The sequence below is a fragment of the Microbacterium sp. LWO12-1.2 genome (genome assembly GCF_040675875.1).
Lineage (GTDB): Bacteria > Actinomycetota > Actinomycetes > Actinomycetales > Microbacteriaceae > Microbacterium.
Genome location: NZ_JBEGII010000001.1, coordinates 3155768 through 3170205, shown reverse-complemented (window position 1 = coordinate 3170205; position 14438 = coordinate 3155768). Strand labels below are relative to the sequence as shown.

Genomic DNA, 14438 nt, shown 5'->3' with positions numbered 1-14438 from the left:
TCACGAGGTCAGGCGATCCCGCGCACGAAGGTGCGGATGTCGTCCGCGAGCAGCTCCGGCTCCTCCATCGCCGGGAAGTGGCCGCCGGCGGCGAACTCGTTCCAGTGGCCGACCGTCCCGAACGGGTCCATCGTGCGGCGCACGAGCGGATGCGCGTCGAACACCGCCCATCCGGACGGCACCCCGATGCCCATGACGAAGTCGAGTTCGGTGTGCTCCGCCTCGTAATAGAACTGCACGCTCGATGCGCCGCTGCGGGTGAACCAGTACACGCTGATGATCGTCAGGAGCTGGTCGACGTCGACATCCGGCGCCCGGTGCCCGCCCTCGACCCTGCGCTTGAACTTCTCCGCGATCCACGCCAGCAGACCGACGGGCGAATCGGTGAGCGCCGGGCCGATCGTGTCGGGGCGGTGGTTGTGCATCGCGAGGTATCCCCGCTCCGTCGCACTCTCCGCATGCGCTGCCTCCAGCTGCTCGATCTCTGCAGCGGACAGGTCGGCCGGGGCGGGGAACTTGGTGCCGACCAGCCCGAGCCAGGTCCGGTCGCCACCCACGTGTGTGCCGATGATGCGGTCGGAGTGGATGGCGGCGAGGCGCCCGGTGAGGCCCGCGCCCATGTCGGTACCGTGGACCGCGAACCGCTCATAGCCGAGCCGCGTCATGATCTCGGCATAGGCGTCTGTCGTGCGGGCCAGCTCCCATCCGGTTCCGGAGAGCGGGGTGGAGAATCCGAAGCCGGGCGGCGAGGGGATGACGACGTGGAAGGCATCCGCCAGCAGCGGGAGGAGCCGCTGGTACTCCACGAATGATCCGGGCCACCCGTGGCAGAGCAGCAGAGGGGTGGCGTCCGGGTTCGTCGATCGCGCGTGCACCACGTGGAAGGTCTGCCCGTCGACGACGGTCGTGAACTGCTCGTGCGCGTTGAGCTTCGCCTCCTGCGCTCGCCAGTCGAAACCGTCGCGCCAGCGTTCGGTGAGCTCCTGCAGATATCCGAGGGGGATGCCACGGCTGAAGTCCATGCGATCGTCGCGGCCGGGAATGGGGTGCGGCCAGCGGGCGCGCGCCAGACGATCGCGCAGATCGTCGACGTCCGCCTGAACGATGTCGATGCGGAAGGGGATGAGTGCGGTGTGATCGGTCATGGCATCCACACTCCCAACCAATGCGGAAGATAAGCTTCCGCGATTGCTGAGATGATCGACACATGTTGGAGACGTCGGCTCGCCTGCTCGAACTGCTCTCGTTGCTGCAGCTCACGCGCGAGTGGACGAGCTCCGCGCTCGCCGAGCGTCTCGGCGTGAGCACACGGACCGTGCGCAGCGATATCGGAAAGCTGCGGTCGCTCGGCTACCCGGTGGATGCGCGCCCCGGAGTCGCGGGCGGGTATCGGCTGGTCGCCGGCGCGGCGATGCCCCCGCTGCTGCTGGACGACGACGAGGCCGTCGCGGTCGCGGTCGGCTTGGGGGCTGTCGCCACGTCGAGACTCGGAGTGGAAGAGACATCGCTCACCGCGCTCGCCAAGCTGGAGCAGGTGCTGCCTTCGCGTCTGCGGCGCCGAGTCGACGCGGTCCGAGGAGCGACGAGCGTCGTCGCCGGCGCGGAACCTTCGCTCGATCTCGCGGCGCTCGGCCAGGTCGCCTTCGCGATCCGCGGCCACGAGCGTCTGCGGTTCGGATACACGAAGCCCGGGGGCAGTGAAGAGGCGCGTCACGCCGAACCGCAGCGGCTCGTCAGCTGGGGGCCGCTCTGGTATCTGCTGGCGTGGGATCTCGAGCGTGACGACTGGCGCGTCTTCCGCGTCGATCGCATGACCTCGCCGACACAGACGGGTGCGCGGTTCCGCCCGCGCGTGATCGCGGAGGGGAGCGTCGTCGACTACGTCGTCGGACGGGTCATCCGCGCGAGCTGGAAGTACCGTGCGCGGATGCTCGTGCACGCCCCCGCCGCCGTGCTCGCGGCGAAGATCGTCATCCCGGTCGACATCGAGGAAGTCGACGAGTCGACGTGTCGGGTCGAGCTGGGTGCCGACGATCCGCACCGTCTCGCGCTGTGGGTGTCGCAGCTCGATGTCGACGTCGAGGTGATCGACGGCGACGAGCTCGCCACCGCGTTCGATCGCCTGGCGGCGCGATTCGGTCGCGCAGGTGGCGCACCCACACAGTGAAGGAGGGCTGCGACCGGCTCAGTCCGCCTTGACGGCCTGCAGCGTGTAGGTCAACGGAAGCCGCTCCGCATGCTCGGTCAGCATCCACTCGCCGTTGTCGTCGAGGTGCATGCGCCCTGGCAGAGCCTCCCAGGGGACGCTGGTGTGTTCCACGAACCGGGTGATGGTGAGCCCCGCATCCAGGACAGCGGTCAGGATCTCGCCGATGCCGTGATTCCACTCATGAGTGACGGACGCCTTGATGCTCTGGTCGGTCTCGACGTAGGTGCTCGAATCGTCCCAGACCAGTGGCTCGGACTGCTCGAAGTACGGATATCCCAGCACGAGCCCATTCGTCTGCTCCTCGTCGATCGCCCAGAGCACCGGGTGGCCCTCTCGGATGAAGAGGCGTCCGCCGGGGGCGAGGAGGGAGGAGACCGTGCGTGCCCATGCGGCGATGTCCGGCAGCCAGCACAGGGCGCCGATCCCGGTGTAGACCAGGTCGAAGTGCCCGGCACCGAGAGCGGCGACGGCGTCGTCGACGCCCGCCTCGACGAACACGGCCGTGCTCTTCGCGCGCGCGGCCAGGTCGCGGGCGCCTTCGATCGCGGCGGCGGAGAAGTCGAGGCCGGTGACCTCGGCGCCCAAGCGCTCGAGCGAGATGGTGTCGGTGCCGATGTGGCACTGCAGGTGCACGGCCTTGACGCCGTGCAGGTCACCGAGGCGCTCGCGGTCGAAGGAGACGACGTCGGAGAGCCGGGTCGGATCGTCGATGTACGACCGGACGGCATACTCGCGAGAGGCCAGATGCAGCGGCGCGCGCTCGTTCCAGTTGGCGCGGTTGAGGTCGTAGGAGGAGTGCTGCACGGGAGTGTCCTTGCAAGAGTGATGGGTCGCTCGAGTGCCGAGCCTTGCAGTTTAGGTCATGGCTTCCCGCACGGCAACGGACGCCGTGCGTGCTCGCTCTCATCGAGCCGCGGCGGACCTGATCAGCCGGGTGAAGTGAGGGTGAATTCTCACGCCCCTACACCTCCATCGGGGCGAGGTCGCCGCGTCGGGAGAAAACCCTGGCAGCATGGGATCTGCTCGCCCGTGCCTCCGCCATGAACCCCAGCCTCCGCGACTCCCACGCCTCGACCGACCAGTCGGGTGTCGATCGCGCGTCCGCAGCGGAGGACACTGCACTCCAGGACGTCGTCGCCGAACTCGGCATCGCTCTCGAGAGTCGGAACTGGCGCGGAGCCGTCGGTCTGATCGGACAGCACTGGTCCGCTCTGCTCGATCGACCGGGGGACCTGCTCGACGACGCCTTGCGGCGTATCCCGCTCAGCGCCTTCGAGCACGACACCCGCGCGGCCGCGGTGCGCGACATCCGGCTTCACAGCTCCGCCGATGCCGTGGATCGGATGCTCGGAGACGTCCCCGTGCCCGATGCCGGAGATCTCGTGGCGCTCGAAGCGATCGCCCGCTCGGAACGCGCCCTCAGCCTGCTGAGCGTCGCCTCGGCGCGCATGATCGCGTTCCGAGTGCGCGGGCGGCTGGTCAGTGCGACGAGGCTCGCCGAACTCGTCGAGAGATTCGGCCGCATCGCCGTGGTCCACCAACCCGCCCTCCTGACCGACCGTCTTCCGGCGGCGCTGCTTCAGGCAGGAATCACCAGAGGGCTCGCCGATGACATCCCGGGCGCGCTGATCACTCTGCGCGACGCCTACGAGCGTGGGCCCGGTGCTCGCGTCCGCTATGTCGAGAGGGATGCGGCGGGCAAGGCGGCCTTCTTCAGTTCGTTGGCGGGCGACCTGGATCAGGCGGAGGTGTGGCTCGAACGCCTTGATGCCTCACCGCCGGCCCATGGATGGTTCGGGCCGAGGGTCGCCTTGACCGCGGACATCGCACGTGCCGTGATTGCCACCGAGATGCTGAACCATGATGCGGCCGCGGCGGCGTTGGGTCAGCTCGACCAGCCGGTGAACGCGGAGCAGGGATGGGGAGCGGGTGTCACCTTCGCGCGGGCGCGGTATGCGCTCGCATGGGGTGACCGGCTCAGCGCGATCGAGATGGTGCGTCGAGATCGCGCGCGATACGCGGATTGGCTCGGGGAGAGCAGCGCGCTCGGCCCGATGCTCGCGCAGGCGGAGGTGGAACTGCTGCTCTCGGTCGGCCAGCTCCAGAAGGCTCGACGGGCGGTCGCATCGGACCCGTCGCAGCCGGCGAGCATCATCGCGCTGGCGCGCATGGAACTGGTGAGCGGGTCGTACGATCTCGCCGCTCGCCACGCCGCGGCGGCACTGGCGCGTCCGCAATCGTCGAGGATTCGGACGGAAGCACTCGCGATCCTCGCTCCCGCGCAACGACGAGTCTCCGATCCGGCCGCGGCTGCGCAGACGGCCGCTCACCTGCGTGATGCGATCCGTGCCAACGGTCTCAGCTTCGTCGGCGTGGGGGTCCCCGCCGAAGATCGTCGGGAGCTGGAGCTCGACCAGAACGACCCGACACGCGCGGTGCGAGATCCGTTCACAGTCCTGGAGCAGCCGATCCGCATCACGCGGCAGCAGAGCATCGTGCTGCAGGGACTGGAGAAGGGATGGAGCCTGCGGGAGATCGCGACCAGAGAGCACCTGTCGCACAACACGATGAAGACGCACGCGCGCGGCCTGTACCAGAGACTCGGCGTGAGCAGTCGCGACGAGGCGATCGCTCGCGCCTACGAGGTGGGACTGCTCTGATCGGACGCGCGCAGGCCTCGGCCGATGCCGGCCCGCTGCAGAGCTGATGCGAGAGCGCGGGATGAGACGACGGCGAGCAGCTCCCCTCCGAGGCGACCGACCAACGTTCCGACGACGATGGCCGGGGTCAGGTGCTCGGGTGAGAACACCGCGAGCGACACCGCCCACAGCACGACGGCCGTGACGGCACCGGCTGCGAGGTAGCGCGCCTCACGTGTGGCGCCCCGCGTGGAGCGCCACAGCGCAAGATCGATCATGACGCCCGCGAGGAGCGCGGGGATCGCGGCGATGAACCCCGATGAACTCGACGGGATGACGAGGAGCGCAGCGATCCCGCTGGTCACGATCGCGGAACCGGCCACTCCGGTCACGCGGCGCGCAAGGAACGGCATGACACTGTGCACCCCGGCGACGAGGGCGTACGCGGGCGGGGCGAGGGGAGCGAGGGTCGTCAGCACAGGGACGGTGCACAGGTGCAGGAGCAGATGGGCGACCGCCAGTGCGGCGCAGGTCAGCAGCACCCGGGTCGAGAACCACCGGGCGGAAACGGGGGCAGGCATCAGGACCACGATAGCCACCCGCAGGGCTCACGGATCGAGGTCAGGATTCACCCTGGTGTCACCCAGGTGGGCTTTTCGTCGCCCACCTGATTCGCCGCATCCGCGTTGTTAGCGTCTTCCCGGAGCTGAGGACCATCAACCGCCCAGGGGTACCCGGGCGGCGCCCACGGCGACACCGAATCGCGCCGGCTGCTGGTCGGTTCTCCCCTGCGCGGTGCCCGTCGACCGCCGCACGATCGATAGACCAATCGGAGAGGCAACATCATGTCGGAAACACGCACGGACCTGCCGGCAGGTTCCTCGGATCGTCGGACGTTCCTCAAGGCGGCTGCGTGGTCGGCACCGGTCGTCGCCGTGGCCGTGGCGACGCCGCTGGCCGCAGCGAGCGCGGCTGAGCCGCTGCCGGCACCGGGTGGCGGGTTGTCGGTGTGGCAGGGGGGAACCTCTGTGCAGACCCTCACCGTGGTTCAGCCGAACCGCGTGCAGGTGAACACGGGCCAGACCGTCGGCTTCAACGTCTTCAACGCCGACACCGGCGACACGGAGCCCGGCGGCATGTACCGCTCGGGGGTGATCACCGTGACCGTGCAGTGGGGAGCAGGGAACGGCGTGCCCACTCCGGCGAGCTACCGTGCCGAGGAGCGCACCCTGAACGGGTGGGTCCGCTCGGGTGCGCTCCCCGAGCCAGGGGTCTCCGGGTTCGTCGAGTACACGCTCAGCGGCGCGCTGAACGGTGCCGACAACGTCGTCCAGCTTCCGGTGCTCTGGCTGTACCCGACCGCCGGCGGGGCGTTGGGGGAGACTTACGTGAACACGTCGCTCTCGGCGCAGTTCCTCAGCGAGAAGACCTCAGGGTCACGGGTGCCCTGAACGCGATCATCTGCTCTTCGGTGGCGATGCCCGGTCAGGGGCGGACGCGGACCGTGCGGCCTTCGAAGCTCACCAGGTCGCCGTCGTGCAACTGGCGCCCGCGGCGGCGGTCGACCTCGCCGTTGACGGTCACGTAGCCGTCGATCACGACCTCCTTGGCGTCGCCGCCGGAGTCGAGCAGACCCGAGTACTTCAGGAACTGGCCGAGGCGGATCATGTCGCCGCCGATGGATACGTCGTCGATCGGAGCGGAGTTCGTCATCCTTGAATGCTAACGGCCTGTCGCGCGGCGCACCTCGCTGGCTACACTGAGCGTCGTGAAACGGGATGCATCGCAGCATCTGCGCGAACCGGACGGCAATGCCGAACGGCGCAGACTGAACCTTCTGCTGCGGTCGGCGATCGGCCGCGGCGACTATCCCCGAGGTCGGCTTCCTCGGGAATGGGAACTGATGGACGCGGCCGGTGCCACGCGCGCGGTCGTGCGGGACTCGCTGCGCGAGCTGGCCGAGTCGGGGGTCGTGTCCCGAGAGCCAGGGCTGGGCACCCGCACCGGGGTGCTTCCGTCGATCTTCGGCCTCCGGGCGTTCCACGGCGTCGACGGGGTCCCCGAGCAGTCCACCTATCCGCGCGTGACGGACCGGTCGGTGATCCGTACCCCGCCGGTGGTCGCCGCACGGATCCCGGAGTGCGGGCCTGAGGTGCTGCGCGTCGAGTACATCGCGGTGGCGCAGGAGTTCCCCGGGGCCGTGTCGACCAACTACTTCGTGCTGCCGCGTGCCGATGCGCTGCGCGATGCGGACTTCGGCCACAACATCTACGCATTCCTCGCGAACGGTGGCATCCGCCTGTCGGCGAGTGAACTGCTCATCGGTGCGGCCGAGGCCGACCCGTTCACGGCCGGGCGTCTGGCCATGGAACCGGGAGCGCCGGTGCTCACCCTCGAGCAGATCATGTACGACGAGGCGGGTGTGGCGATCTGCTTCTCGACCGTCGCCCAACGCGGTGACCGGGTGCGCTACTTCGCCCACAACGTCACGGCAGGCGTGCGACCCGTCGACGGAGATGCCGTTCAGGATGCCGCGGAAGAGGGCGCTCCGACGGCGTAGCATCCGCTTCCACCCGGTGTTCTTGCGGCATCGAGCGGCGCAATCCAGGCGCAGTCGCGGCGCCGTTGTCGTCATGGCGCGGAGCGTCGTAGCCTCGTGGCGAGCGATGATCCACCTTCGGAGATCCGGAGGGGAGCAGCGCGACCCGAAGAATCTCCGGCCCAGCGGAGATTCCTATGGCCGCCGTCGTCGATGGTGCAGGCACCGGCGACGACCGCTCACCCGCCGGACCCCACCTCGCCGGCGGGTGAGCGCCGGCGTCAGCCGTGGGCGTGCGAGAACACGGCCAGTCTGTCGCCCCGCATCGCGACCACCGAGAAGCTCAGCGGATCACCCGCGTCGTCGTAGATGGTCTGTTCGAGGAACAGCACGGCACTCGCGGCTCGGGCCCGCAGCCGCAGCGCCAGGGAGTCGCCGGCCGTGATCGCTCCGATCACGAAGTCGGTCGCCGACACGGCGAGCCCCGCCGCGGCCAGGAAGCTGTAGACGTTGTCTCCGAAGTCGGCGGTCCGCAAGGGCTCGGCCTTCGGCAGCACGAAGAACCCGGTCGAGACGCCGTCGATCTGCTCATCGGGCATCGAGAGGTACTCGACGCGCAGCACCTCAGCGCCCGCAGTGGGCAGACGTGCCGCCACCATCTCCGGAGTCGGCACCGTGGCGATGTCGATCACGCGCGGATGCATGCTGTACTGCGGCACCCCGCCTTCGACCTGCATCGACAGCAGGTTGAAGGACGCGGGCCGGTTGTCGGTCGGCAGGGTCCCCATGCCACGGGTGCGGGTGAGGATGCCGACATCCGACAGTGCGGTCAGCGCATCGCGCACCACGGCGCGCGGCACATCGTAGGCAGCCGCGAGCTCATCGTCGGTCGGCAGACGGTCGGGATAGTCCCCCCGGGTGATCGCGGCGCGCAGCAGCAGAGTCAGCCGGCGCCGTGCGGCATCGCCGGCTTGTTCACTCAGATCGGTCATGCCCCAGCCTTCCCAGCCACAGCATAGTGACGCGGGCCGAGGCAGCGGAAGAGTGCGGCGAAGCGTCGGATGCGGACGGCGGAGCACGCCCGCATCCCGCGGGATCACGGTGAGTTCGGTGGCGCAACGGTGGCGCAGTCTCGGCACTGTTCCGGCGTGATGGTCGGTCGTTCTAGCCTGAACCGCCGCACGAGGAGCCGGTGAATGATCGCCGTGCCGTCCTCGCCACATTCTGGGGGAGAACACGCCATGTCCATGAGCCATGCACCGCGCCGTCGCCGGGCGCCGCGACCCGGCAACCGTAGACCACTGTCCAGGGTTCGCGCCTGGCAGGTGATCCCGCTAGCATGCGCGATCGCGGCGGGGGCGCTGGTGCCCTCGGTGATCGGGGCCTCTTCGGCTGTCGCCGCGCCCGTCAGTGGTGTCGTGAACACGTATCAGGCCGTTTCCGGTATCGCCGGAGGGGTCGTCACCGTCAGCGGTGCGCCGCGCGGAGCATCCGCTTCCTTCGCTGTCGGCGATCGGGTGATGCTCGTGCAGATGACGGGTGTCTCGCCCGCCGTGGCGGGGTCGAACATGGGCAACTACGACGTCGCGACCATCACCTCGATCTCGGGGGCGGACATCGGTCTCTCCGCGATCACGCGCACGTACTCCCCGGGCTCGGAGGCGGTGCAGTTGGTGCGCCTGGTGCACGATCCCGCCAGCACGACGATCGTGGGCGACATCACCGCCGCCCCGTGGGACGGCGCCACGGGGGGAGTGATCGCCCTGTCGGGGGGAGCGCTCGAGCTCGACGGCGATATCGACGCCAGCGGTGCCGGATTCACGAGCGCCCTGCCGCCGACCAGCGCTGTGACCACCAGCGCCAGCACCGGGCCCGGAACGCCGACAGGGCGTGGTCAGAATGGGTCGATCTCCGGTCCCGCGGCGAACATCGCCGGAGCGGGCGGAGGCGGCGTCGGCGGTGGTGGCGGTGGCGCCGTCGGCACCGCCGGTGCGGGTGGCGGAATCGCCGGGGGAGGGTCGGCAGAATCAGCCGCCGAAGCCCCGGGCACGAACGGCGCGGCGGCGGGAACTCCATTCTTCTACGGTGGTACACCCAGCGGCGCCGGCGGCGGCGGTGGAGTGATCGGCGGCGGGGGCGGCGGTGGCGCAGACGTCGTCGCGAGCATCTCGTCCGGCGCATCGGGTGGTGGTGGCGGCACCGATGGCGGTGGCGCCGGCGGTGACGTCATCGCCGAGAACCTGGCGCGATACATCGGCGCCGGTGGCGGTGGAACTCGCGGAGTGGCGAACGGCGGCGACGGTCTGATCGGCGGGGCGAGCGGTTCCGACCCGATCACGAGTGCCAACGAAGGCAGTGCCGGCGGCGGAGGCGGGTCCTACGGCGGAGGCGGCGGCGCGCCGTCGAACAGCTCCGGGGGCGACGACTCCTCCGGCGGTGGTGGCGGCGGCAGCTGGACCGGCGGCGGATCCGGTGGTACCGGCGGTGTCGGACAGGCGAACGTGCCGTACCCGGCAGGAGGCGACGGCAACACCGCCGTCGCGGCGCCGCTCCCTGATTCCGCCCACTACCTGAACCTGGCGAACCCGCGTCTCATGATGGGCGGTGCCGGCGGACGCGGTAGTCAGGAGTCCGGCTTCAGCGATGGGGGTGCCGGTGGCGGCATCGTGTTCCTCGACTTCGCCTCGATCGAGGGTGCGGGTGCCGTCCGCGCCGACGGCGGCCAGGGCGCGAGTCCGGCCGGAGGAGGTGCCCATTCCGGTTCGGGGGGCGGCGCGGGTGGCCAGATGCGCGTACGCGCGCAGTCGGTGGATGCGCCGCTGCTGCTGACCGCGAACGGCGGGATCGGTGGCGCGCCGACGGCGAACCTCTACCACGCCGGTGTCTCAGGAGGCGGCGGTGGGGCCGGAGGCATCTGGGTCGAGCTGCTCGACGCACCGACGAGCTGCCCGGCCGATGGTGCCCCGAACGTGACGTTCGAGCTCGGTGGTGGCAACGGCGGCACGTCGATCACGAACCCGAAGAACAACCTGCCCTCGGGGACCGGTGGTGCCGGCGGCACGGGCCTCGGCTGCGTGAGCCCCCTCCAGGTGCCGGAGCTCACGTTCGACAAGTCGTCTGATCCGACCCCCGGCACGGCGGTGAAGCCGGGCGATGAGATCACGTATGCGGTCACGATCGAGAACACCGGCACGGTGGTGTCGGAAGACGGCCTGGTCACGGATGACATGTCGGAAGTGCTCGACAAGGCGACACTTGTGGCTCCTCCTTCGGTCACGTGTGCACCGGTTGCGAACTCGTGTGGCGAGGTCCTCTTCACGGGTGGTGACACGGAGTTCAGCTGGCAGTCGACGCCTGCGGTGCCGATGGACGGCGGGACGACGGCGATGGTGACCTACACGGTGCTCATCGATGATGATGCGACGGGCACGGTGGGAAACCTGCTGGTGGAGCCGGACGTGCGGGTGGAGCATCCGATCATCGAGTGGTCGAAGACGAGCGATGTCGGCGACGGTGTGCTCGTCGCACCGGGAGACACGGTGATCTACACGATCTCGGTGTCGAACACGGGCGCGGTCGACGCGGCATCGTTCTCAGCTGTCGATGACCTGAGTGATGTGGTCGACGATGCGACGCTCGATGTCGGTTCGATCGCGGTCAGCCCGGCGGGTCTGGGTGTGGTCGTATTCGACCCGGTGGCGGAGACGCTGACGTGGACGGGTGCTCTGCCTGCGGGCGAGACGGTGGAGGTCAGCTACGCGGTGGTGGTGGACGAGGATGCGGCCGGTGAACTCCGCAACGCGTTCTTCGATACGACTGTCGTGAACCCGATCTCGGCAGCCCTGCAGTGGAACAAGGTCGGCGACACGGCCGATGCCGAGCTGTTGACCGGCGCCGAGTGGGAGCTGACTCCGCTGGACGGTGACGGTGAACCGGCCGGTCCCGCGGTCGCCGTCGTGGACTGCGTCGAGGTTCCGTGCACCGGAACGGACACCGATCCGGTGGGTGGTCAGTTCCTCGTCGAGGGACTGACTCCGGGCGAGTACCGCCTCGTTGAGACGCGCGCTCCGGTCGGGTTCGTGCTCGATCCCACGCCGATTCTCGTGACGGTGCTCGATACGACCTCTGTCACGGTGCTCGACGACATCGTCAACACTCAGCAGCCGACGCCCGTGCTGCCGTTCACGGGTGGGTTCGGCGCTGACCATCTGCTGATGATCGGTGGCGGCCTCCTGGTGCTGATGACAGGACTCGGTGCGTGGCAGGCGATCCGCCGCCGACGCACCGCATGAAAGCCCCGGGGCGGGAAGGATCTCCCCTCCGCCCGCCCCGGCCCTTCTCCGGCCCGAGCGTCGGCGCCGGAATCACCTTCACCACGGCTGTGGTGAAAACTTCGAAAGGAAATGCAATGACTTCACTCACACGTACGCGTGTGCGTCGGGCCACCGCGCTGACTGCAGCGCTGTCGCTCGGGGCGCTGGGCGTCCTGACCGCGGGGGTTGCGGCCCAGGCGGCGGAGATCGACCCCGATCAGCTCGGATCGATCACGATCCACAAGTTCGCGAACCCGGGCAACGGTGCGGCGAACCCTGATGGAACCGGCACGCAGCCGAACACGGACCCGATCGCCGATGTGGTGTTCGAGTACTGCCTGATCAACGGTATCGACCTGTTCGACGGCACCAACACCGGGTGGGACGCGATCAACGCGATCACCCAGGCTCAGAAGAACGCCGCACAGACCGGTGCGACGCTCGCCGGTTACGACCTGACCGGGTGCCAGACGGTGACCACCGGAGTCGACGGCACGGTCACGACCCCTGATCTGGCGACGGGACCGTACTTCGTGCGCGAGATCGACGCACCGAGCAATGTGGTCGCACCCGCCCTCCCGTTCATCGTGACGGTTCCGACGCCGGCGGTGAACGAGGGCGTCGCAGGTGATCCGCTCGACGGTGAGTGGGTCTACGACGTGCACGTCTACCCGAAGAACACGATCGCCGAGGGCCCGCGAAAGAACATCGTCGACCAGGAGGAGAACGGAGCCGCTCTGGGCGCTGCGATCGACTACCAGGTGACGACGAAGATCCCGGCACTGGCGGAGGGGCAGACGTACGACTCGTTCGTTCTCACCGACACGCTCGACTCGAAGCTCACCCCGAACACCGACCTCACCACCGTGAGCGTCTCGGTCTTCGGTGGGGCGACCTTCGTGCAGGGTACGGACTACACGCCGGCGTGGGCGGGGCAGACCCTGACGGTCACCTTCACCCCGACCGGACTCGCGAAGCTCGCTGCCGACCAGAACGTCGTCGTGGCGTTCGAGGCCGCCGCGAACGCCGTCGGCGACATCGTCAACATCGCGTACGTGAACATCAACGACTTCGAACTGACTCCGGGAACGCCGAACGGCCCTGGTGGCTCGCCGACGAACGAGGTCAGCACGCGATGGGGCAACCTGACCGCGATCAAGGTGAACGCCTCCGATGAGACCGATGGTCTTGCGGGCGCACAGTTCGAGATCTACATGGGTCTGACGGAAGGCGCCGGTTGCGCCGCCGACATCGACACTCTCGACGTCGTCACCGAACCCGGCACCACGACCCCCCTCGTGGTGACCTCCGCTGCCGACGGCACGGTGGTGTTCCCCGGTCTGTGGGTCGGCGACACCGAGCTCGAGATCGCCGCAGACGGCACGGTCACCGACGTGAACACGCCTGGTCACGACTACTCCGAGCGCTGCTACGTGCTCAAGGAGATCGCCGCCCCGGCCGGTTTCGTCCTGCCGATCGGCGCTGCGGCACTCACAGAGGTCATCGTCGCCGCAGGTGACAACGGCACCGTGCCGCTGATCGCGATCGACAACACGCAGCAGGGCGTCCCGACGCTGCCCTTCACCGGTGCTGACGGTCAGCTCGCTCTCACGATCGCCGGCATCGCGCTGGCTGCGATCGCCGTCGGCGGTGTGCTGATCACTCGCCGTCGCGCTCAGGCTCAGGCCTGACCAGCGACGCCCGACGCCTCGGGGCAAGTGGCCCAGTGCCACTTGCCCCGAGGCCGTGAACACCGGAGCATGATGACGATGATCACCAGTGACTCTCAGGAGGGCGCACTCCCTCCGCCCCCGGCGACGCACGCTCGTCGGGAGCAGCGCCGTCCGAGTCGGCGCTGGCGGCCGAGCGCGCTCCTCATCCTGACCGTCATCGCGGCGGTCGCCGGTGCGACCGTGCTCACCTACTCGCCGGCAGCGAGCTGGCTCTCCTCCTACAACCAGTCCCTTCTCGTCGGAGACTACGGCGACGACGTGGATGCTGCTGCCCCTGGTCCGGCGGCGCAGCTCGCCGAGGCGCACCGCTACAACGACGCACTCTCGTCGGGAGCGCTGCTCGCTGCGCACGCCAATGTGCCGGAAGGCGACGGTGTCATCGAGGGCGGATTCGACTACGACAACGTGCTGCGAACGCCCTCAGGCGTGATGTCCCGCATTCAGATTCCCGGAATCGGCGTCGACTTGCCGGTCTACCACGGAACGAGTGAGCAGACCCTGCTGCGTGGTGCCGGTCACCTCGAAGGAACATCCCTCCCGATCGGTGGTGAAAGCACTCACGCCGTCATCACCGCGCACCGCGGACTCGCCGATGCCACGATGTTCACCGACCTGAACCGCGTCGAGGTGGGCGATCTCTTCACCGTCAACACCTTCGGCGAGGTGCTGACCTATCGGGTGGTCGACACGCGCGTCGTGGATCCGGCCGATACCACCAGCATCCGGCAGGAGGCGGGACGGGACCTCGTCACGCTCGTGACCTGCACGCCACTGGGCATCAACAGCCACCGCATCCTCGTCACCGGTGAGCGCGCGACTCCGACGCCCCCTGGCGCGCTCGAAGCGGCCACCGGCCCCTCCGAGGCACCCGGATTCCCCTGGTGGCTCCTCGGCTACGGTGCTGCACTGGCTGCTATCGCCGGCTATGCCGGGTGGGCGGGGCGGACCAGGGAGGCGGTTCCGGATGCGCGGCGGCGTCCGATACGGCACGATCGGGTCTCATGA

Annotated in this window: 12 protein-coding genes; 7 read left to right on the top strand and 5 right to left on the bottom strand. The window is 68.9% G+C overall.

The window, feature by feature from the left end:
* Nucleotides 1-8: 8 nt before the first annotated feature.
* A complete protein-coding gene (locus MRBLWO12_RS15185) occupies nucleotides 9-1145 on the bottom strand; it encodes an epoxide hydrolase family protein (RefSeq protein ID WP_363556922.1) in 1137 nt (378 codons plus the stop codon).
* 62 nt (nucleotides 1146-1207) lie between these two features.
* Between MRBLWO12_RS15185 and MRBLWO12_RS15180 the strand changes: the two genes are divergently transcribed.
* The gene (locus tag MRBLWO12_RS15180; protein ID WP_363556920.1) at nucleotides 1208-2167 is read left to right on the top strand and encodes a helix-turn-helix transcriptional regulator; all 960 of its coding nucleotides are present in this window, start codon (nucleotides 1208-1210) and stop codon (nucleotides 2165-2167) included.
* A gap of 18 nt (nucleotides 2168-2185) precedes the next feature.
* On the opposite strand, the gene MRBLWO12_RS15175 is transcribed toward MRBLWO12_RS15180, so the two are convergent.
* A complete protein-coding gene (locus MRBLWO12_RS15175; RefSeq protein ID WP_363556918.1) occupies nucleotides 2186-3013 on the bottom strand; it encodes a class I SAM-dependent methyltransferase in 828 nt (275 codons plus the stop codon).
* 236 nt (nucleotides 3014-3249) lie between these two features.
* Here MRBLWO12_RS15175 and MRBLWO12_RS15170 point away from each other — a divergent pair, with 236 nt between their 5' ends.
* Entirely contained in the window at nucleotides 3250-4869 is a 1620-nt protein-coding gene (locus MRBLWO12_RS15170; protein ID WP_363556916.1) for a helix-turn-helix transcriptional regulator, read from the top strand.
* On the opposite strand, the gene MRBLWO12_RS15165 is transcribed toward MRBLWO12_RS15170, so the two are convergent.
* Nucleotides 4848-5429: a hypothetical protein gene (locus MRBLWO12_RS15165; protein ID WP_363556914.1), complete on the bottom strand. Its 582-nt coding sequence runs from the start codon at nucleotides 5427-5429 to the stop codon at nucleotides 4848-4850. The two genes, MRBLWO12_RS15170 and MRBLWO12_RS15165, sit on opposite strands and share 22 nt — an antisense overlap.
* Nucleotides 5430-5693: 264 nt before the next feature.
* Between MRBLWO12_RS15165 and MRBLWO12_RS15160 the strand changes: the two genes are divergently transcribed.
* Nucleotides 5694-6299, top strand: a complete 606-nt coding sequence (locus MRBLWO12_RS15160; protein ID WP_363556912.1) for a hypothetical protein — start codon at nucleotides 5694-5696, stop codon at nucleotides 6297-6299.
* Nucleotides 6300-6333: 34 nt separating this feature from the next.
* On the opposite strand, the gene MRBLWO12_RS15155 is transcribed toward MRBLWO12_RS15160, so the two are convergent.
* Entirely contained in the window at nucleotides 6334-6561 is a 228-nt protein-coding gene (locus MRBLWO12_RS15155) for an RNA-binding S4 domain-containing protein (protein WP_363556910.1), read from the bottom strand.
* Nucleotides 6562-6616: 55 nt separating this feature from the next.
* Between MRBLWO12_RS15155 and MRBLWO12_RS15150 the strand changes: the two genes are divergently transcribed.
* Entirely contained in the window at nucleotides 6617-7408 is a 792-nt protein-coding gene (locus MRBLWO12_RS15150; protein ID WP_363556908.1) for a GntR family transcriptional regulator, read from the top strand.
* Between the two features lie 260 nt (nucleotides 7409-7668).
* On the opposite strand, the gene MRBLWO12_RS15145 is transcribed toward MRBLWO12_RS15150, so the two are convergent.
* Nucleotides 7669-8379, bottom strand: a complete 711-nt coding sequence (locus MRBLWO12_RS15145) for a GntR family transcriptional regulator (RefSeq protein ID WP_363556906.1) — start codon at nucleotides 8377-8379, stop codon at nucleotides 7669-7671.
* Nucleotides 8380-8751: 372 nt separating this feature from the next.
* Here MRBLWO12_RS15145 and MRBLWO12_RS15140 point away from each other — a divergent pair, with 372 nt between their 5' ends.
* The 3 genes from MRBLWO12_RS15140 to MRBLWO12_RS15130 all read left to right on the top strand — a co-directional run bounded on the left by MRBLWO12_RS15140 (nucleotide 8752) and on the right by MRBLWO12_RS15130 (nucleotide 14438).
* Complete coding sequence (locus MRBLWO12_RS15140) at nucleotides 8752-11679, top strand: prealbumin-like fold domain-containing protein (RefSeq protein WP_363556904.1); 2928 nt, start codon at nucleotides 8752-8754, stop codon at nucleotides 11677-11679.
* 116 nt (nucleotides 11680-11795) lie between these two features.
* Nucleotides 11796-13391 (top strand): SpaH/EbpB family LPXTG-anchored major pilin, encoded by a 1596-nt coding sequence (locus tag MRBLWO12_RS15135; RefSeq protein WP_363556902.1) that lies wholly within the window; start codon nucleotides 11796-11798, stop codon nucleotides 13389-13391.
* Nucleotides 13392-13469: 78 nt separating this feature from the next.
* Nucleotides 13470-14438, top strand: a complete 969-nt coding sequence (locus tag MRBLWO12_RS15130; RefSeq protein WP_363556900.1) for a class C sortase — start codon at nucleotides 13470-13472, stop codon at nucleotides 14436-14438.